Origin of the sequence: Actinoplanes sp. NPDC023801 (genome assembly GCF_040639655.1) — a bacterium.
Classification (GTDB): Bacteria; Actinomycetota; Actinomycetes; order Mycobacteriales; family Micromonosporaceae; genus Actinoplanes.
On the sequence record NZ_JBFAAI010000008.1, the window covers coordinates 28,235 to 47,315 of the forward strand.

Sequence of the window (19,081 nt, forward strand, 5' to 3'; positions counted from 1 at the left end):
GCAACAAGAACCGGATACAGCACTGCGCTCGGGCCCCCGTCACCCGGCCAGAAGCCAGCGCTGCAACAAGAACCGGATACAGCACTGCGCTCGGGCCCCCGTCACCCGGCCAGAAGCCAGCGCTGCAACAAGAACCGGATACAGCACTGCGCTCGGGCTGAAGCTTCCCGGCCAGAACTGAGCGCTGTAACAAGACCCGCGATACAGCGCTGGGTTCTGGCCGGGGTGGATCAGCGGAGGCGGGCCAGTTCGGCGGTCACCAGGGCCACGGTCGACGCGGCACGGCGCAGCACGTCGTCCGCGGAGAGCCGGATCACCGCCCAGCCCACCCGACGCAAAGCGTTGACCCGGGCGATGTCCCGGCGGAACTGCTCCTGCTCGCGGTGGTGGTCCCCCTCGTACTCAACCGCCAGCCGAACCGAGGGCCAGGCAAGATCCACTCGGCCGATCAGGCAGCCGTACGCGTCGCGTACCTCGAACTGAGGCTCTGCGGCCGGCAGGCCGGCATCAACGAGCAGCAGTCGCAGAATCGTTTCCATGGGCGACTCGGCCCGCCCATCAGCGAGGCGGATGACCTCATGGAGACGCGCGATGCCGGGCCACCAGTGACGCTGCCGCGCCAGTTCCGCCACCATGGCGAGATCCAGTACTCCCTGATGAAGCAAGGCGTCGAACGCCATCACCGCGGTCCGCCGGCCCAGGCGCCTCCCCAGGTCGAAGGCGGTTCGCTCCGGTGTGGTCATCGGAATCCCGCCGGCCGAGATGACGTCGGCCGGCTCGAGAACCGTGTGGTGGGCGCGGATGCGCTCGTTCGGGCGCGCACCGGCCCGCCGCGGCACCACGATCGACACCGGCGACCCGGCACTCAGCAGGCCGCAGCCGAACAGGTGAGCGGCGCTGAGGCCCCCGATCGCAGCGCCGGACGGCAGGATCAGAACGGCGGCAGCGCACCAGAGCCGGTGATCGAGTGGCAGCTCGTGGTGGATGTACACGTCGGGAAGCAAGCGACGCCAGGTGCGCCCGCGCAGTTTCGCCGGGGTCAGCAGACCGTCGGCGACAGCGACCGTGCCACGGAACGGCGCCGTGGTGAGAACGACCGGCACATACGGGCGGGGCGGCATCGGGCCAGCATGCCGGGAACCGCCATCAGCCCCGGCCGAGCCTGTGGATAACCGGTCGTGGCCGTTCGACGGCCACGACCGGCATCGGGATCAGTGGTAGAAGTGGCGGGTACCGGTCAGGTAGACGGTCAGGCCGGCCGCCGCCGCGGCCTCGATGACCTGCTCGTCGCGGATCGAGCCGCCCGGCTGCACGACCGCCTTGACGCCGGCGTCGATCAGCACCTGCAGGCCGTCCGGGAACGGGAAGAACGCGTCCGACGCGGCCACGCTGTCCCGGGCCCGCTCGGCACCGGCCCGGTTCACCGCGAGGTGCGCCGAGTCGACCCGGTTGACCTGGCCCATGCCGACACCGACGGTGGCGCCGTCCTTGGCGAGCAGGATGGCGTTGCTCTTCACGCTGCGGATCGCCCGCCATGCGAAGACCAGGTCGCGCATCAGGTCCGCGGAGGCGGGGGTGCCGGTCGCGAGGGTCCAGTTCGCCGGGTCGTCGCCGTCGGCGTCGATCCGGTCCGCCGCCTGCACCAGCACTCCGCCGGTGACCTGCCGGAACTCGACCGGCGCCGGCTTCCACTCGGGGGCCAGGAGCAGGCGCAGGTTCTTCTTGTCGCGGAGCAGTTCGAGCGCCGCGTCGTCGAACGCCGGGGCGACGATCACCTCGGTGAAGATCTCCGAGATCTGCCGGGCGAGCTCGAGGGTGACCGGCCGGTTCACCGCGATCACACCGCCGAAGGCCGACACCGGGTCGCACTCGTGGGCCTTGCGATGCGCCTCGGCCACGTCCGTACCGATGGCGATGCCGCAGGGGTTGGCGTGCTTGATAATCGCCACGCACGGGTCGGTGAAGTCGTTGGCGCTGCGCCAGGCCGCGTCGGCATCGACGTAGTTGTTGTAGGACATCTCTTTGCCGTGCAGCTGCTCCGCCTGGGCCAGGCCGGGCGCGGCCGTCGGGTCGGTGTAGAGCGCCGCCTTCTGGTGCGGGTTCTCGCCGTAGCGCAGCACCGCCGACCGGCGCAGGGCGAGGCCGGCGAACTCCGGCCACCACTGTTCGCCGCCCGCCAGTTCCTGGGAGGTCCATTCCGCGACGGCCACGTCGTACTCGGCGATGTCCGCGAAGGCGCGGGCGGCGAGCAGCTTGCGCTGTGCCAGGGTGAATCCGCCTTCGGCGAGGGCGGAGACGATCAGCGGGTACGCCGAGACGGACGTGACAACAGCAACGGACGCGTGGTTCTTGGCCGCGGACCGGACCATGGCCGGCCCACCGATGTCGATCTTCGCGATGCAGTCCTCGGCACCCGCGCCGGACGCGACCGTCTCGGTGAACGGGTAGAGGTTGCTGACCAGCAGGTCGAACGGCTCGATGCCCAGCTCGGCGAGCTCCTGGACGTGGCTGTCCAGCCGCAGGTCGGCGAGCAGACCGGCGTGCACCTTCGGGTGCAGCGTCTTGACCCGGTCGCTGAGGATCTCGGGGAAGCCGGTCAGCTCCTCGACCCGGGTCACCGGCACGCCGGCCTTCTCCACGGTCGACGCGGTCGAACCGGTGGAGACGATCTGCACGCCGGCCGCGTGCAGCGCCTGCGCCAGCTCGACGATGCCGTCCTTGTACCAGACGCTCAGCAGCGCCCGCTTGATCGGGCGGCGCCCCTCGGCAGCGGAACTCACGGAATCCGTACCTTTCTGTCCTCGATGGTCCAGCCGTCCCGGACCAGGCGGCCGACGTAGTCGACCAGCTGGGCCCGCTCGGCCACCTTGATGCGCTCGGTGAGGGTCTCCTCCGTGTCGTCGTCGAGCACGGGGACCACGGTCTGCGCGATGATCGGCCCGGTGTCGACACCGGCGTCCACGAAGAAGAGCGTCGCCCCGGCGACCTTCACGCCGTAGGCGAGCGCATCCCGCGGCCCGTGGATGCCGGGGAAGGCGGGGAGCAGCGCGTTGTGCGTGTTGATGTACCGGTCGCCGAACGCGTCCAGGAACTGCTTGCCGACGAGTTTCAGGAAGCCGGCCGAGATCACCAGGTCGGGCCGGTGCTCGGCGACGTGCGCGGTGAGGGCGGCGTCCCAGTCGTCGCGGGTCGGGTATGCCTTCACCGAGTCGACGAACGTGGGGACTCCGGCGGCTGTCGCGTGGTCCAGGCCGACGATTCCGTCCCGGTCGGCGCCGACGGCGACCACGACGGCGCCGTACGCCGGATCGGCGGTCGCTTCGAGAAGTGCCTGCAGGTTGCTGCCCGATCCGGAGATGAGGACGACCAAGCGGGCGGGCACGGGGTCAGTCACCTGTGCACCCTATCTGGGCGTTTACCCGCCCTGGCACGGTGGGGCTCAGCGGCGGCGGAAGGCGCGGGTCGCCGCCGCCCCGAGAATGACGGAGATCGCGACCACGATCGTCGCGACGATGCCGGTCTGCACCGGGTCGGGGCCGATGTCGGACAGCCGGCCGGAGCCCAGCGCGCCACCGGAGGCCCAGGCGAGCGCGGCCGTCAGCAGTCCGGCGACCGGGCCGGCGGACAGGCTCGACGTCACCACCAGCAGCCAGGGCGGCTCCGGGGCGGGGGCCGTGTTCTTGGCCTTGCGACGGGTGGCCCGCCAGGCGCTGTCCCGGCCGAAACGCAGTCGCTGGGTGAGTGTCCACCCGGCCACCGCGCCGGCGATCACCGGCAGCGCGAGCAGTGTCGTACCGGCGGCGCCCATCGGGCCTTCGGGCAGGCCGGCGATCAGCGGCAGCATGGGCGGCGCACCCAGGGTGACCTCGGTCAGCCGGACGACGGTGTCGGTGCCGAGTGCGAATCCCGGCCCGAGCAGGTAGGCGGCCACCCAGATGGCGGCGTTCACCGCGTACCCGATGCTGATCAGGGTGATGCCGGCCTGGCCGGCGACGCCGGTCTGGTAGTTGACGATGATCTCGGCGGCCTGCGCACCGCCGAGCGCGACCGCGAGGCCACCGATCACGGCGCCGGAGCCGACGATCAGGAAGGCGGCGACCAGCCCGGTCCGGATGCCGTGCCGCAGGAACGGCGGGGTCCGGCGGGCCAGGGTGGCGACGGCGCCGGTGCCGCGCAGCGCGCCGACCAGGGATCCGAGGAGCCCTAGAACCAGGAAGTGCGACGCGGCGCGGCCGGTGGAGATCTCGGTGCCGCGGCCGTCGGTCAGCTGTGCGGCGAGAACCCCCACCAGCGTGTACGCCGAACCGACCGCCACCGCGACGAGGAGCGCCCGCGGGACCGACCCGGAGTGCCGGGCCCCGATGGCACGGGTGACGTGCAGCCCGGCCCGGTTCAGCCGCCAGACGATCAGCACCGTGAGCAGGAGCGGGGTCAGCCCGAGCGGACCGATGGAGGTGCCGATCGGCACGCCGTGGCCGAGGAGCCAGCCGGCCAGCCCGGCGTGCGCGGCACCCAGCAGGCCGCCGGAGCCTTCGAGGGTGCGGGCCAGGCCGATCACCGCGGCCACCGGCAGGTAGGTCAGCAGGGTCGCCCACACGGTCGCGAACAGGGCCGCCACCAGCAGTGGGGCACGCCGGACGGGCGGCGGACGGCGTTGGGTGGGCACCCGGACGGTCTCGCGCCGGCCGAGCATCGCGTCGTCGACGACCACGGTGTCCCGCCGGTCGTCGCCGGAGCCGGTCTCCTGGGCCGTCGCCTCGGGCCCGATCGCCTCGGTGTGCTGTTCCTCCGAGACGCCGGCCGGTCGTTGCCGCTCGACGGCGGCGGTGTCGCGCACCACGGACTGCAGCGACTCGGCGACCGCGAACGGGTCCTCCGAGCCGCCGGTACGGTCGGTTGTGCGGGACATCGCGCCTACTTTTCCATGCCGTGGCCGCTGCGGCGAGGCAGACGAGACGGCGCGCCGCCGATCGGGTCGCTCCCCGATCGGCGGCGCGCCGTGATCACAGCCGTGCTCAGCTCAAGATGTCGCGCATGAGCTGGGCGGTCTCGGACGGCGTCTTGCCGACCTTGACGCCGGCCGCCTCGAGCGCGACCTTCTTGGCGTCGGCGGTGCCGGCCGATCCGGAGATGATGGCGCCGGCGTGGCCCATCGTCTTGCCGGGCGGCGCGGTGAAGCCGGCGATGTAGCCGACGACCGGCTTGGTGACGTTGGCCTTGATGAATTCGGCGGCCCGCTCCTCGGCGTCGCCACCGATCTCACCGATCATCACGATCGCGTCGGTCTCCGGGTCGTCCTGGAACGCCCGCAGCGCGTCGATGTGGGTGGTGCCGATGATCGGGTCACCGCCGATGCCGACCGCGGTGGAGAAGCCGAACTCACGCAGCTCGTACATGAGCTGGTAGGTCAGCGTGCCGCTCTTGCTGACCAGGCCGATGCGCCCGTGCGGGGTGATGTCGGCCGGGATGATGCCGGCGTTGGAGGCGCCGGGCGACGCGATGCCGGGGCAGTTCGGCCCGATGATCCGGGTCTTCTCGCCCTTGGACACGTTGTACGCCCAGAACGCCGCCGAGTCCTGCACCGGCACGCCCTCGGTGATCACCACGGCGAGCGGGATCTCGGCGTCGATCGCCTCGACGACCGCGGCCTTGGTGAACGCCGGCGGCACGAAGATGACCGACACGTCGGCGCCGGTCTCGGCGATCGCCTCGGCGACGGTGGCGAAGACGGGCAGCTCGGTGCCGTCGAAGTCCACCTTGGTGCCGGCCTTGCGCGGGTTGACGCCGCCTACCACCTGGGTGCCCGCGGCGAGCATCCGCTTGGTGTGCTTGGAGCCCTCACCACCGGTGATGCCCTGGACGATGACCTTGGAGTCCTTGGTGAGCCAGATCGCCATTAGTTCACTTCCCCGCAGCCGCGAGCTCGGCGGCACGCTGGGCCGCTCCGTCCATCGTGTCCACCCGCTCGACCAGCGGGTTGTTCGCTCCGTCGAGGATGGCACGGCCGGCCTCGGCGTTGTTGCCGTCGAGGCGGACCACGAGCGGCTTGTTGACGCTCTCGCCGCGCTCGGTCAGCAGGGCGAGGGCCTGGATGATGCCGTTGGCCACCGCGTCGCAGGCGGTGATGCCGCCGAAGACGTTCACGAAGACGGACTTGACGGCCGGGTCGCCGAGGACGATCTCCAGGCCGTTCGCCATCACCTGGGCGCTCGCGCCGCCGCCGATGTCGAGGAAGTTGGCCGGTTTGACGCCGCCGTGGCTCTCGCCCGCGTACGCCACCACGTCCAGGGTCGACATGACCAGACCGGCGCCGTTACCGATGATGCCGACCTCACCGTCGAGCTTGACGTAGTTGAGGTTCTTCTCCTTGGCGGCCTGCTCCAGCGGGTCGACCGCGGACTTGTCCTCGAGGCCCTCGTGGTCGGGGTGCCGGAAGCCGGCGTTCTCGTCCAGCGTGACCTTGGCGTCGAGCGCCAGCACGCGGCCGTCGCCCACCTTGGCCAGCGGGTTGACCTCGACCAGCGTGGCGTCCTCGGCGACGAACGCCGCCCACAGCTTGACCGCGATGTCGACGACCTGGTCGGCGACCTCGGCCGGGAACTTGGCGGCGGTCACGATCTCGCGCGCCTTGGCCTCGTCGACGCCCTTGCTCGCGTCGATCGCGATCTTGGCGACCCGGTCGGGGTCCTCCTCGGCGACCGTCTCGATCTCCATACCGCCGGCGACACTGGCGATGCAGAGGAACGTACGGTTGGCCCGGTCCAGAAGGTAGGAGAAGTAGTACTCCTCCACGATGTCGGCGGTCTCGGCCAGCATCACCTTGTGGACCGTGTGGCCCTTGATGTCCATGCCCAGGATGTCGCTCGCGCGGGCCTCGGCCTCGTCCGCGCCGTCGGCCAGCTTGACGCCACCGGCCTTACCACGGCCACCGACCTTGACCTGCGCCTTGACGACGACCTTGCCGCCCAGCCGCTCGGCGATCGCCCGGGCTTCCTGCGGGGTCTCGGCGACGCCGCCGCCCAGCACGGGCAACCCGTGCCGTTCGAACAGATCGCGCCCCTGATACTCGAACAGGTCCACGTGTCTCCTTTCGCTCGCGACGCCAAGCGCCGGCAAGCCGCACCATTGCGTCCCGACCTGTGTGCGCGGGGCAGCGCGGCGCGCCGCCAGCGTGAGGATCGTCAGGCCTTTCACATGTGCGAAACGGCCTTCATCCGCAGACTAGCGACCTGAACGGCCTGGGTGAGCGCGCGGGTGCGCGGTGTGCAAGACCACACACTGGAGTGACAAAACCGCAGGTCCGGGACGCTTGAGCCAACCGCGCACAGTGTGGCCACAGAGAACTCACTTCAGCGGTGGCCGGCGATGTGGTGGCGCATGTCGCTCCCCGCCGCCGGTCCGGGAAAAAGTCACACGAGCGCGCGTAACCCGTCCGCGGGGGTGTCGTTGAGTGTGGTGTCGGAGCGCTACGGCGCTTCACAAGGAAGACGGCCGATGCCCTGTCGGTCGAGGGGTGGCGGCGGGGCATCGCGCATAGAGGGGCCGGACGTGTGAGGGGTGCGTCCGGCCTCTCCCCTTGAGCCGTGCGGAAGTCGAACCCCCCAGCTGTCCCAGCGGCGCTGAGCCAGCGGTGAGAGACAGCCGGCAGGATCGGCAATCAGGCGACCGGCGCCGCCACATTGGCGCGTACCCATTCGACGATGGTTTCGAGTGACGTACCCGGCGTAAATAGCGCGGCTACCCCGAGTGATTGCAATTCCGTGATGTCGTCCTCCGGAATGATGCCGCCGCCGAATACGACGATGTCCAAGGCGTCACGCTCCGCCAACAGTTCCATCACCCTCCGGAAGAGTGTCATGTGCGCGCCGGAGAGGACGGACAGTCCGATGCCGTCGGCGTCCTCCTGAATGGCCGTCTCGACGATCTGCTCGGGCGTCTGGTGCAGGCCCGTGTAGATCACCTCCATGCCGGCGTCGCGCAGTGCCCGCGCGATCACCTTGGCTCCACGGTCGTGCCCGTCCAGTCCGGGCTTGGCGACGACGACCCTGATCCGTGCTTGCATGCTGACCCCTTCGGGCTCTCCGACCCCGGCGTCCGGTCGCCATCTTCGGCGGCCCTCCGCGGTCACCTTAACGAACGGTAACCTGCCGGGCCGGGCCGTGGTAGCCGGTGGCCCAGGTCCGCCGGAACGGTGAATAGTATTCCAGGTCACATTACTTAGCGCTTCACGACCAATTACAGAGTGTCGCAGCTGCACGGTTTGCGAAAGCCCACCAATTCGGACAATACCTGATCAATGCTGACCAGGAACTGTCATGAAATTGGCGCTGCGACTTGTGACCCGGCGGCCGTTTCGTTACCGTGGCGACGGCTGTCACGCAGGTTCCCCCCGATAGCGACAGCCCGGTCACCCAGTGTTCAACCCATTTTCCCGGGGTTCGAGCATGGAAAACCGCCGCAATGCCATCAACGGAGGGTCCTTCGTGCGCCAGCGCTTGTCGTCTGAGCCCGATCGCTATCGCGGCCGGCGCCGCGTTCCGACCCCCCCGCGCAGCCGCTACGCCGTTGTCGTCACCTCCGCCTTCGTCGGAGCCGGTGTGGTCGCCCTCGGCGCCGCGTCGAACCTCCCGGACAACAAGGCCGTCGACCCCGACGTTCTGCAGAGCCTCTCGAAGTCCTCGTCGATCACCACCGACGCGCTCGAGAACCGCACCGGCGACAAGGCCGCCTCCCGCGGTGAGAACCGCAAGGCCAACACCCAGCTCAGCGCCGAAGAGGCGGCGAAGGACCTCTACCTTCTCCCCCTCGACGAGTACGAATTCACCTCCCCGTTCGGAGTCCGGTTCGGCAAGCTGCACGCCGGTATCGACCTGGCCGCGCCGGACGGTACCCCGTACAAGGCGGTGCACGGGGGTACGGTGACCGCCGCCGGTTACGCCGGTGGCTACGGCTACTCGATCACCATCCGGCAGAACGACGGCACCGAGATCATCTACGCCCACTCCCGGCGACTGCTGGTGCAGAAGGGCGACAAGGTGAAGGCCGGTCAGGTGATCGGCGAGGTGGGCAACACCGGATACTCGTACGGCACCCACCTGCACCTCGAGGTGCACGTCAAGGGCACGCCGATCGACCCGATCACCTTCCTCGACGAGCGTGGCGTCAGCATCAAGCTCCAGCTGGAGTCGGTGTACGCGGGCATCCCCGCCGACGACGCTTCCTGACCCGTCCCGCCCGCCACGGTTGCAGGTGGGTTGAACACCGCTCCACCGTCTCAGTGGACGCGCTCCCGCACCGACAGGTACGTGACAGCACGACGTCACGGCAGTCGGGAGGGGCATCCGCGTGGGGCAGCATTCGTCATCCGGCCGAGGTGGACGCCACCGGCAGGAGCACCTCCACCGGCACCGCGCCCCGGCCTTTCCCGCGCTCTTCGCCACCCGTAGCCGTACCGTGCTCTCGGTCAGCGCGCTGAGTGCCACCCTGGCCGCCGGCGTCGGGGCCGCGAGCCTGGCCGCCTCCGCCGCCCCGATCGGCGGCACCCTCAGTGTCACCAGCAGCGAACCGCCCACCGCGGCGCACGCTCCCGCCGCCCTGCCGATCGTCCCACCGCCCGGCGACGAGGCTCCGGCCAAGACCCATCCGCGCTTCGGGAGCAGCCCGGAGAGCACCGGCCCAAGCCGCACCTATCCGGAGAGCACAGCGCCGTCCGCGGTCCCGGTACGCCGGAAGACCCGTCCCCTGCCCCGGCAGCACTGGGTGCACCCGCTCGCGTCCGCCGACGTCACCTCGTGCTTCGGGCCGCGCTGGGGCCGTCTGCACGCCGGCGTCGACCTGGCCGCACCGCACGGCACGCCGGTCGTCGCGGCCGGAGCCGGTGTGGTGGTCTCGGCCGGCGCGCACGGCGGTTACGGAAACGCGATCCTGATCGACCACGGCAACGGCTGGCTCACCCATTACGGTCACCTGTCGGTGATCAGTGTCGAGGCGGGCCAGGCGGTCAAGGCCGGCGAGCACATCGGCGACGAGGGCTCGACCGGGCACTCGACCGGCCCCCACCTGCACTTCGAGGTGCACCGGGGGCACTTCCCGAACCCGGTCGAGCCGACCTCGTGGATGCGTGAGCACGGGGTTCCGATCCCCGGTTGCGCGTCCTAGAGCAAATTTGCCCGGCGGGAAGGCACGCCGGTCAGATTTTCTCGATCGGGGCGTGCCGCAGGATCAGCCACATCACCTGGTCACCGAAGTCGATCTGGACCCGGGTGCCCGGGCCCTGACCCTCGACCGCCAGTACGCGGCCCAGGCCGTACCGCTGGTGGTTGACCCGGTCCCCGGGGTCCACCTTCGGTGTCGACTTGAGATCGCTGGCGGTGGCGAGTTTGCTGGCGTCGATGCCGAGCCGTTCGGCGATCCGCTGCGCCTTGGGCGTACCCCCGGCGAAGCCACCGCCGCGCTGACGGTCGCCGGAACCGTAACCCCCACCGCGGCCGCCGACCCCGCCGCCGGTCCCGGACCACGACGTGTACGACCCTCCGGTCCGTTCCCACCGCACCAGCTCGACCGGCAGCTCGTCGGTGAACCGTGAGGGCGGGTTGTATTGCGGCTGTCCCCACGCCGACCGGGTCACCGCCCGGGACAGGTAGAGCCGCTGCCGGGCCCGGGTGATGCCGACGTAGGCGAGGCGGCGTTCCTCCTCCAGCTCGGTGTTGTCGCCGAGTGCCCGCATGTGCGGGAACACGCCGTCCTCCAGACCGGTCAGGAACACCACCGGGAACTCCAGGCCCTTGGCGGTGTGCAGGGTCATCAGCGTGACCACGCCCTGGTGGTCGGGGTCGTCGTCGGGAAGCTGGTCGGCGTCGGCCACCAGCGCCACCTGCTCGAGGAAGCCGGCCAGCGTCGCGACCTGCTCCTCCCCCTCGTCGGCGAGCGATTCGACGCGCTCGGTGTACTCCCGGGCGACGCTCACGAGTTCCTGCAGGTTCTCCACCCGGCCCTGGTCCTGCGGGTCGAGGCTCTCCTCCAGCTCGCCGAGCAGGCCGGACCGCTGCAGCACCGCCTCCAGCACCTCTTCCGGCGGGGCGGACAGCGCCAGAACCCGCAGGTCGTCGAGGAGCTGCACGAACTCGTTGATGCTGTTGACCGCCCGGGTGGAGATACCCGGCGCGTCCTTGGCCCGGCGCAGCGCCTGGCCGAACGACACCCGGTCGCGCGACGACAGCGCCTCGACGCACGCCTCGGCCCGGTCGCCGATGCCCCGTTTCGGGGTGTTCAGCACTCGCCGGATGCTGACCGTGTCGTCGTCGTTCACGATGGCACGCAGGTAGCCCAGCGCGTCGCGGACCTCCTTGCGCTCGTAGAAGCGCACCCCGCCGACCACCTTGTAGGGCAGGCCGACCCGGATGAACACCTCCTCGAACACCCGGGACTGCGCGTTCGTGCGGTAGAAGACGGCCACGTCACCGGGGCGTACGTCATGGTTGTCGGTGAGCCGGTCGATCTCCCGTGCCACCCAGTCGGCCTCGGCGTGCTCGGTGTCGGCCACGTACCCGACGATCTGCTCGCCCTGCCCCTGGTCGCTCCAGAGCCGCTTGGGCTTGCGCGAGGTGTTCCGGTCGATCACCGAGTTCGCCGCGGTGAGGATGGTCTGGGTGGACCGGTAGTTCTGTTCCAGCAGGATGGTCCGGGCGTCCGGGTAGTCGCGCTCGAACTCCAGGATGTTGCGGATGGTGGCGCCACGGAACGCGTAGATCGACTGGTCCGCGTCACCGACCACGCACAGCTCGCTCGGCTCGACCTCACCGGAGGAGGAGACGCCGACCAGCTCACGGATCAGGGTGTACTGCGCGTGGTTGGTGTCCTGGTACTCGTCGACCATGACGTGCCGGAAACGGCGGCGGTACGCCTCGGCGATCAGTGGGTGCGACTGGAACAGGTGCACCACGGTCATGATGATGTCGTCGAAGTCCAGCGCGTGTGCCTCACGCAGGCGCCGCTGGTAGAGCTCGTACGCCTCGGCGACGGCCCGCTCGTTCGGCCCTTTCGCGCTCTGCTTGAACTCGTCCGGGCCGACCAGCTCGTTCTTCAGGTTCGACACCTGTGCGGCCAGACTCCGTGCGGTGTACCGCTTCGGGTCCAGGTCGAGCTCGCGCGCGACCAGAGTCATCAGGCGCCGCGAGTCGTCGGCGTCGTAGATCGAGAAGGTGCTCTTCAGCCCGGCGTGCTCGTGCTCGGCCCGCAGGATGCGCACGCAGGCCGAGTGGAACGTCGACACCCACATCATCCGGGCGCGCGGGCCGACCAGGTGAGCGACCCGCTCCTTCATCTCACCGGCGGCCTTGTTGGTGAAGGTGATCGCCATGATCTCGCCGGGATGCACGTTCCGCTCGGCCAGGAGATAGGCGATCCGGTGGGTCAGCACCCGGGTCTTGCCCGAGCCGGCGCCGGCCACGATGAGCAACGGCCCGCCGGAATGTGTCACGGCGTCGCGCTGGGGGCCGTTCAGTCCGGTCAGCAGTGCTTCCGGGTCGAGCCGCGGGGACGCCGGCCGGGGCGCGGGCCGGGGCGCCTCCGGAGTCCGCACCGCGGGCAGGGAGAACAGAGCTTCGGAAGGTTCTGAGGAAGGTCGCATCGCGGGAGCAAGTGTATGCCGACCCCCCGACACGAATTCCACCGTGACCGGCCCGGACATCAAGGGTGAACTATGGATCCACGCCTTAGGCTGACCGGGTTGGTGAAAAAGTCTCTCCGATCGGGGGATCGATCCCATGCCTCTTCCGAAGCGGCGTCACCTCGCCGCGCCGATAGCCTTGCTGGCCGCTGCGGCCGTGCTCACCGCCATCCCGGGCACGCGGACCGCGGCCGCCGCCCCGCCGCCCGAGTTCGCCCCGGTCTCCGCCTCGTACGGCCAGGCCGACGGCCCCACGGTCAAGGGCCAGTTCCTCAGCTACAACGACTTCCACGGCGCGATCGATCCACCGACCGGCAGCGGCGCGGTGGTCAACGCCGGAGGTACCAGCACCCCGGCCGGTGGTGTGGAGTACCTCGCGACATATCTGAAGAAGCTGCGCGCCGAGGCGTCGGCCGAGAGCCGGCAGACGATCACCGCCGGTGCGGGTGACCTGATCGGCGGCACCCCGCTCGTCAGTGCCGCCTTCCACGACGAGCCGACGATCGAGCTGATGAACCAGATCGGGCTGCAGGTCAGCTCGGTGGGCAACCACGAGTTCGACGAGGGTGTGAACGAGCTGATCCGCATCCAGCGGGGTGGCTGCCACCCGGTCGACGGATGCCAGGACGGCGACCCGTACCGCGGCGCGAAGTTCACCTACCTCGCGGCCAACACGATCAGCAAGAAGACGAAGCTGCCGATCCTGCCGCCGATCGACATCCGGTACGTGGGCGGCGTGCCGGTCGGGTTCATCGGCATGACGCTGGAGGGCACGCCGAGCATCGTCAACCCGGCCGGAATCAAGGACGTCACCTTCACCGACGAGGTGGTGACCGCCAACCGGTGGAGCAACGTGCTCAAACTCTTCGGCGTGAAGGCACAGGTCCTGCTCCTGCACGAGGGCGGCTCGCAGGCTTCGGCCACGCCGACGCCGGGGGTCTCCGACTGCACCGGTTTCACCGGCCCGCTGGTGCCGATCGTGGCCGGGCTCAACCCGGAGATCAGCGTCGTCATCTCCGGGCACACCCACCGCTTCTACTCATGCAAGCTGCCGAACAGCAAGGGTGCCGACACCGTCGTCACCAGCGCCGGCAGCAACGGGCAGCTGATCACCGACATCGACTACACGCTCGACAAGCGGACCGGGAAGTTCACCGGGATCACGGCCAAGAACGTGATCGTCGAGAATGGGGTGCCGGACGGGAACGGCGGCTGGAAGCGGGACGCTGCCGGAGCATTCCTGAAGAACCCGGACACCGTCGACGCCGACGCCAAGAGGGTGGCCGACAAGTACCGCACCGCGGTCGCCCCGATCGCGAACCGGCTCGTCGGCAGCATCACGGCGGACATCGTCCGTACCGTGACGCCGGCCGGGGAGAGCCCGCTCGGTGACGTGATCGCCGACGCGCAGCTGGCCTATACGCGGGGCGCCGGCGCGCAGATCGCCCTGATGAACCCCGGTGGTATCCGCGCCGACCTGGACGCCGACCAGTCCACCGGCGGCGAGGCGTACGGGCAGGTGACCTACGGCGAGGCGTTCACCGTTCAGCCGTTCAACAACCTGGTCGTCACCCAGAGCTTCACCGGCGCGGCGATCAAGGACGTGCTGGAGCAGCAGTTCGTCGGCGGGTTCGGGCAGACCACGCAGCGGATCCTGCAGGTGTCGGCCGGGCTGACGTACACGTGGAGCGCATCGGCCGCACCCGGATCGAAGATCAGCAACCTGTCGCTGAACGGGACACCGATCGACCCGGCCGCGAACTACCTGGTCACCACGAACGACTTCCTGGCCAACGGCGGTGACGGGTTCACCAACCTGAACCAGGGCCCGGACGGCCGGGTCACCGCACCGGGCTTCGATGTGGACGCGCTCGTGGCGTACCTGTCCACCGGCGCGATCGCACCCGGCCCCGCCAACCGCATTTCGACGACCTCCTGATCAGGGCGAACTTTCATCCCAACACTCGGGCGGTTTCCTTGCGGGACCGTCCGAGCCGGGGGCATACTCGGCTCGTGATCCAGCAGGCGCGATTCTTTACCTATGGCACCGGACGCCCGGCAGCCGTAGGTCGCTCCTGAACCCCAGACCTACATCAAGCCCCGGGCCTCCCAGCCCGGGGCTTGATGCTGTCCGGGCCGGATCGGCCGGGACGTCAGTACCCGAGGAGCACGACATGACCGCCGACGTGATGGACCAGGCGACAGGCGCGGGCGAAGACGCGGCCGCGGAGAAGATCCGCGGTATCCGCGAGCGCATCAACGAGATCGACAAGGCGATCATCGAGCTGTGGCAGGAACGCGCGGCCCTCTCCCAGGAGGTCGGCAAGACCCGGATGGCCAGCGGCGGAACGCGCCTGGTCCTGGCCCGGGAGCGGGAGATCATCGAGCACTTCCGCGAGGCGCTCGGCCCGGACGGCACCCAGGTGGCGCTGCTTCTGCTGCGTTCCGGCCGCGGCCCGCTGTAAGCCGCCCGACGGGACGGGCCGGCAGGATCCGGCCCGTCTCGCACGTACGTCAGTGGATTCTGTTGATCTCGGCGAAGTGGCAGGCGCTCGGATGCGGTGACCGTTCCCGGATCTGCAGCACCGGCTCCTGTTCGGCGCAGACGTGCTGCGCCTTCCAGCAGCGGGTCCGAAAACGGCAGCCGGACGGCGGATCCGCCGGTGACGGGACGTCGCCCTCCAGGACGATCTGCTTGCGGCGGCCACGCAGGCGCGGGTCCGGGACCGGCACGGCAGAGAGCAGGGCCTGCGTGTACGGGTGGGTCGGCTGATCGTAGATGGCCACGTCATGACCCTGCTCGACGATCTTGCCGAGGTACATCACGGCGACCCGGTCGGAGATGTGCCGTACCACGGAGAGATCGTGGGCGATGAAGATGTACGACAGCCCGAAATCGTCCTGAAGCCGCTCCAGCAGGTTGATCACCTGCGCCTGGATGGACACGTCGAGCGCCGACACCGGCTCGTCACAGACGATGATCTCCGGTTTGAGCGCCAGCGCGCGGGCGATGCCGATGCGCTGCCGCTGACCGCCGGAGAACTGGTGCGGGTAACGGTTGATGTGATCCGGGTTGAGACCGACCGTGTCCAGCAGATCCTGCACGGCCTGCTGCCGTTTGCCGCGCGGCACCACGTCGGAGTGGATCTCGAACGGCTCGCCGACAATGTCGCCGACCGTCATCCGCGGGTTGAGCGAGGTGTACGGGTCCTGCAGCACCATCTGGATGTTGCGGCGCGCCCGTCGCAACCCGCCGCCGCGCAGCCGGGTCATGTCCTCCCCGCGGACCATGACCGAGCCGGACGTCGGCTTCTCGAGCCCGACCAGCAGCTTGGCAAGCGTCGACTTGCCGCAGCCGGACTCGCCGACGACACCGAGCGTCTCGCCGCGGCGCAACTGCAGGTCGACCCCGTCGACCGCCCGGATCCCCCCGGTGAAGTGCTTCACCAGATTCCTGGCCTCTAGGACGACGTCAGTCACCGAGAACCTCCCGGAAGAAATGGCATCGGGCGGTACGGCGCGGGGCGATCGCGTAGGCGGGTGGTGCCGGGTCCTGCCGGCACGGCTCCTTGGCGTACCCGCATCGGGGGTTGAAGGCACAGCCCTGCGGGATGTCGGTCAGCGCCGGCGGCAGGCCGCGGATCGCGGTGAGCTGCTGGCCCTTCAGGTCGAGCCGGGGGATCGATTCAAGGAGGGCGCGGGTGTACGGGTGACCCGGCTTGTCGTAGATGTCGTAGACCGGTGCCTCCTCGACGACCCGGCCGGCGTACATCACGGAGATCCGGTCGGCCACGTCGGCGACCACACCCATGTCGTGCGTGATGAGGATGAGGCCCATGTTGCGCTGTCGCTGCAGCTCCGCCAGGAGGCCCATGATCTGCGCCTGCACCGTGACGTCGAGCGCGGTGGTGGGTTCGTCGGCGATCAGCACCTCGGGGTCGAGGGCCAGTGCCATGGCAATCATGACGCGTTGCCGCATACCGCCGGAGAACTGGTGCGGGTAGTCGCCGATCCGGGATCGCGCGGCCGGGATCCGGACCTGGTCGAGCAGTTCGACCGCCCGGTTCTTGGCATCGGCGCGGGACATGCCGCGGTGTGTCCGGAACAGTTCAGCCAGCTGAAAGCCGACGGTGTAGACCGGGTTCAGTGCGGACAGGGCGTCCTGGAAGATCATCGCGATCTTGTTGGCGCGGACCCGCCGGCGCTCGTCCTCCCGCAGTTTCAGCAGGTCGACGCCGCGGTAACGGACCTCACCGCGGGTGATGTGCCCGGGTGGGGAATCCAGGATGCCCATGATCGCCTGAGCGGTCACCGACTTGCCGCAGCCGGACTCCCCCAGGATGGCGAGGGTCTCGCCGGGGTTCAGCCAGAAACTCGCACCGTTCACGGCCTTGGCCACGCCGTCCCGGGTCCGGAACTCGACGTGCAGGTCGTTGATCTGGAGCAGGGGTGCACGTGGATCGATTCCGGGTAGGACGTCCACCTGCGCCTTGATGTCGGTCACGGGGTCACCTTCTCGTCACCGCAGCTTCGGGTCGAAGGCGTCGCGGATGGCGTCGCCAAGCATGATGAAGGCCAGCACCGTCGCGGCGAGGAACGCCGACGGCCAGACCAGCGGAGCCGCGGCCACCCGGACCTGACGCCGCGCCTCGGAGATCTGCAGGCCCCAGCTCATCGCGTCGCCCTTGAGGCCGACCCCCAAATAGGACAGTGTCGCCTCGGCCGCGATGTTGGCGCCCAGCAACAGGGTCAGCACCACGATGAACGGGGCGACAGCGTTCGGCAGGATGTGCCGGAACATCAGCCGGGCGGGACTCGCGCCGAGCATCCGGGCAGCCGACACGTAATCCTGGTTCTTCGCGGCCACCACCGAGGAACGCATCACCCGGGCCGCGGAGGTCCAAGTGAGCAGGCCGAGCGTGACGGTCACCGCGGTGACGCCGTCGTCGCCCGGACCGGACAGGCGGCCCGAGAAGATCACCGCGCCGAGCAGGAACGGGATCCCCAGCACGATGTCGATGCCGCGGGACAGCACCGCGTCGACCGCGCCGCCGTAGTAGCCGGCGGCGAGCCCGAAGAACAGCGCGATCAGGCCGGCGAGCAGGGTGGAGAGGATGCCGACCTGGATCGAGTCGCCGGTGCCGTGGACGGTACGGGCGAAGACGTCACAGCCCAGGGAGTCGTAACCGAAGATGGCCGCACCGGTGGGGCCCTTGTGCTTGTTCGACAGCGCGCAGGAGGCGGGATCGGCCGAGGTGAACAGCGACGGCAGGAGCGCCATCACCAGGATCACGACGACCAGCACGGACGACGCCCAGAAGATCTTGTTGCGACGCAGGTCGTCCCAGGCGTCGCCGGCGAGGCTGCGCGGCCGTCCCTCGACGGTGGCGAGCAGGGTCGGGTCACTCATAGCGGATCCTGGGGTCGAGGGCGGCGTAGAGCAGATCGACGACCAGGTTCATGACCAGGAAGACGATCACCAGAATGCTGACGAAGCCGACCACCAGGGGCCCGTCCTCGGTCCGGACACCCTGGGCCAGTTTGGAGCCGACGCCCGGGATGTTGAAGACCTCCTCGGTGACGAGCGCGCCGGACATGAGCACACCCAGGTCGACACCGATCAGAGTGATCACCGGGATCAGCGAGTTGCGCAGCACGTGCACCCAGACGACACGGCGCGGGGCCAGGCCCTTGGCGCGAGCGGTCCGTACGTAGTCGGCGCGCAGGTTCTCGACGACCGAGGTACGCGTGACCCGCAGCTGGGTCGCGACGACCGTGCAGGCGAGCACGATGGCCGGAAGGAGCAGGGCGTAGAAGGTCGCATCGCGGGACGCCGTCACCGGGAACCAGCCCAGTTCCATGCCGAAGATCCATTGGGCGACCGGCGCGAGGACGACGACCGGCATGGCCAGCAGCAGCAGCGTGAAGGTCAGCGTGCCGTTGTCGAACAGACCGCCACGGCGGATCCCGGACCAGACGCCCGCGGCGATCGCGACGAGCGCCGCGATGACGAGCGCCATGACGGCGAGGCGCACCGTCACCGGCCACGCGGTCGAGAAGATGGCGGAGATCTCCCGGCCGCTGAGCGACTCACCGAAGTCTCCGGTGAGCAGATTGCCCATGTAGTACCAGTACTGGCCCAGGAAACCCTCGTCGAGGTGGTAACGCTCGGTCAGCTGGGCACGAAGGGTGTCACTGATCGGTTTCTCGCCCGCCAGCGCCTGGATGGGGTCGTCCTGGTTGGCGAACATCAGCGCGAATACCACGAAGGTGGCCCCGAAGAACGTCAGGATCATCTGCAGTAGGCGCCGCACGATGTAGCGGAACATACGGGTTCGAACTTCTTCCGCGGAGGGAGCGCAGGCCTCGTGAGCCGGCGACGGCAAAGGTCGGTTCACACAGTAGTGGCGTCAC

At 69.5% G+C, this 19,081-nt stretch carries 16 protein-coding genes; 4 read left to right on the top strand and 12 right to left on the bottom strand.

The features are described from left to right. Positions 1-230 precede the first annotated feature (230 nt). The 7 genes from AB0G04_RS16690 to AB0G04_RS16720 all read right to left on the bottom strand — a co-directional run bounded on the left by AB0G04_RS16690 (position 231) and on the right by AB0G04_RS16720 (position 8,062). A complete protein-coding gene (locus AB0G04_RS16690; RefSeq protein WP_360982896.1) occupies positions 231-1,121 on the bottom strand; it encodes a DUF559 domain-containing protein in 891 nt (296 codons plus the stop codon). A 90-nt stretch (positions 1,122-1,211) separates the two neighbouring features. Beyond that, positions 1,212-2,780 carry a bifunctional phosphoribosylaminoimidazolecarboxamide formyltransferase/IMP cyclohydrolase gene (purH, locus tag AB0G04_RS16695; RefSeq protein WP_360982898.1) on the bottom strand — a complete coding sequence of 523 codons (1,569 nt, stop codon included), beginning with the start codon at positions 2,778-2,780 and terminating at the stop codon, positions 1,212-1,214. Beyond that, on the bottom strand, positions 2,777-3,394 hold the full coding sequence (gene purN, locus AB0G04_RS16700) for a phosphoribosylglycinamide formyltransferase (RefSeq protein WP_360982900.1): 618 nt from the start codon (positions 3,392-3,394) through the stop codon (positions 2,777-2,779). Before purN ends, purH begins: the two co-directional genes overlap by 4 nt. Before the next feature lie 45 nt (positions 3,395-3,439). Then, a complete protein-coding gene (locus AB0G04_RS16705; RefSeq protein WP_360982902.1) occupies positions 3,440-4,909 on the bottom strand; it encodes a DUF6350 family protein in 1,470 nt (489 codons plus the stop codon). A 106-nt stretch (positions 4,910-5,015) separates the two neighbouring features. Next, complete coding sequence (gene sucD / locus AB0G04_RS16710) at positions 5,016-5,897, bottom strand: succinate--CoA ligase subunit alpha (RefSeq protein WP_360982904.1); 882 nt, start codon at positions 5,895-5,897, stop codon at positions 5,016-5,018. Positions 5,898-5,901: 4 nt separating this feature from the next. Beyond that, the gene (gene sucC, locus AB0G04_RS16715; RefSeq protein WP_360982907.1) at positions 5,902-7,080 is read right to left on the bottom strand and encodes an ADP-forming succinate--CoA ligase subunit beta; all 1,179 of its coding nucleotides are present in this window, start codon (positions 7,078-7,080) and stop codon (positions 5,902-5,904) included. Between the two features lie 577 nt (positions 7,081-7,657). After that, on the bottom strand, positions 7,658-8,062 hold the full coding sequence (locus tag AB0G04_RS16720; protein ID WP_360982909.1) for a cobalamin B12-binding domain-containing protein: 405 nt from the start codon (positions 8,060-8,062) through the stop codon (positions 7,658-7,660). A 421-nt stretch (positions 8,063-8,483) separates the two neighbouring features. On the opposite strand from AB0G04_RS16720, the gene AB0G04_RS16725 reads away from it, so the two are divergent. Both AB0G04_RS16725 and AB0G04_RS16730 read left to right on the top strand, forming a co-directional pair. After that, positions 8,484-9,224 (top strand): M23 family metallopeptidase, encoded by a 741-nt coding sequence (locus tag AB0G04_RS16725; RefSeq protein WP_360982911.1) that lies wholly within the window; start codon positions 8,484-8,486, stop codon positions 9,222-9,224. Positions 9,225-9,453: 229 nt separating this feature from the next. After that, the gene (locus AB0G04_RS16730) at positions 9,454-10,158 is read left to right on the top strand and encodes a M23 family metallopeptidase (protein ID WP_360982913.1); all 705 of its coding nucleotides are present in this window, start codon (positions 9,454-9,456) and stop codon (positions 10,156-10,158) included. A 31-nt stretch (positions 10,159-10,189) separates the two neighbouring features. Here the strand turns inward: AB0G04_RS16730 and pcrA are convergent, their stop codons facing one another. Then, positions 10,190-12,628 (bottom strand): DNA helicase PcrA, encoded by a 2,439-nt coding sequence (gene pcrA / locus AB0G04_RS16735; RefSeq protein ID WP_360982915.1) that lies wholly within the window; start codon positions 12,626-12,628, stop codon positions 10,190-10,192. A gap of 136 nt (positions 12,629-12,764) precedes the next feature. Between pcrA and AB0G04_RS16740 the strand changes: the two genes are divergently transcribed. Together AB0G04_RS16740 and AB0G04_RS16745 are read left to right on the top strand one after the other, a co-directional pair. After that, the gene (locus AB0G04_RS16740; RefSeq protein WP_360982917.1) at positions 12,765-14,606 is read left to right on the top strand and encodes a bifunctional metallophosphatase/5'-nucleotidase; all 1,842 of its coding nucleotides are present in this window, start codon (positions 12,765-12,767) and stop codon (positions 14,604-14,606) included. A 235-nt stretch (positions 14,607-14,841) separates the two neighbouring features. Further along, positions 14,842-15,132 (top strand): chorismate mutase, encoded by a 291-nt coding sequence (locus AB0G04_RS16745; RefSeq protein WP_360982919.1) that lies wholly within the window; start codon positions 14,842-14,844, stop codon positions 15,130-15,132. 49 nt (positions 15,133-15,181) lie between these two features. On the opposite strand, the gene AB0G04_RS16750 is transcribed toward AB0G04_RS16745, so the two are convergent. The 4 genes from AB0G04_RS16750 to AB0G04_RS16765 are packed head-to-tail and all read right to left on the bottom strand — an operon-like array spanning position 15,182 to position 18,996. Continuing rightward, complete coding sequence (locus tag AB0G04_RS16750; RefSeq protein WP_360982921.1) at positions 15,182-16,147, bottom strand: oligopeptide/dipeptide ABC transporter ATP-binding protein; 966 nt, start codon at positions 16,145-16,147, stop codon at positions 15,182-15,184. Beyond that, on the bottom strand, positions 16,140-17,171 hold the full coding sequence (locus AB0G04_RS16755; protein WP_360982923.1) for an ABC transporter ATP-binding protein: 1,032 nt from the start codon (positions 17,169-17,171) through the stop codon (positions 16,140-16,142). Before AB0G04_RS16755 ends, AB0G04_RS16750 begins: the two co-directional genes overlap by 8 nt. Positions 17,172-17,186: 15 nt before the next feature. Then, entirely contained in the window at positions 17,187-18,077 is an 891-nt protein-coding gene (locus AB0G04_RS16760; RefSeq protein ID WP_360982925.1) for an ABC transporter permease, read from the bottom strand. Further along, positions 18,070-18,996 carry an ABC transporter permease gene (locus AB0G04_RS16765; RefSeq protein WP_360982927.1) on the bottom strand — a complete coding sequence of 309 codons (927 nt, stop codon included), beginning with the start codon at positions 18,994-18,996 and terminating at the stop codon, positions 18,070-18,072. The genes AB0G04_RS16760 and AB0G04_RS16765 overlap by 8 nt, the downstream gene beginning before the upstream one ends. Between the last annotated feature and the right edge of the window lie 85 nt (positions 18,997-19,081).

Excerpts from the sequence above, each read along its gene's own strand:
- AB0G04_RS16690 (WP_360982896.1), bottom strand. The coding sequence starts at position 1,121 with ATGCCGCCCCGCCCGTATGTGCCGGTCGTTCTCACCACGGCGCCGTTC.
- AB0G04_RS16705 (WP_360982902.1), bottom strand. The coding sequence starts at position 4,909 with ATGTCCCGCACAACCGACCGTACCGGCGGCTCGGAGGACCCGTTCGCG.
- sucD (WP_360982904.1), bottom strand. The coding sequence starts at position 5,897 with ATGGCGATCTGGCTCACCAAGGACTCCAAGGTCATCGTCCAGGGCATC.
- AB0G04_RS16720 (WP_360982909.1), bottom strand. The coding sequence starts at position 8,062 with ATGCAAGCACGGATCAGGGTCGTCGTCGCCAAGCCCGGACTGGACGGG.
- pcrA (WP_360982915.1), bottom strand. The coding sequence starts at position 12,628 with ATGCGACCTTCCTCAGAACCTTCCGAAGCTCTGTTCTCCCTGCCCGCG.
- AB0G04_RS16740 (WP_360982917.1), top strand. The coding sequence starts at position 12,765 with ATGCCTCTTCCGAAGCGGCGTCACCTCGCCGCGCCGATAGCCTTGCTG.
- AB0G04_RS16745 (WP_360982919.1), top strand. The coding sequence starts at position 14,842 with ATGACCGCCGACGTGATGGACCAGGCGACAGGCGCGGGCGAAGACGCG.
- AB0G04_RS16760 (WP_360982925.1), bottom strand. The coding sequence starts at position 18,077 with ATGAGTGACCCGACCCTGCTCGCCACCGTCGAGGGACGGCCGCGCAGC.
- AB0G04_RS16765 (WP_360982927.1), bottom strand. The coding sequence starts at position 18,996 with ATGTTCCGCTACATCGTGCGGCGCCTACTGCAGATGATCCTGACGTTC.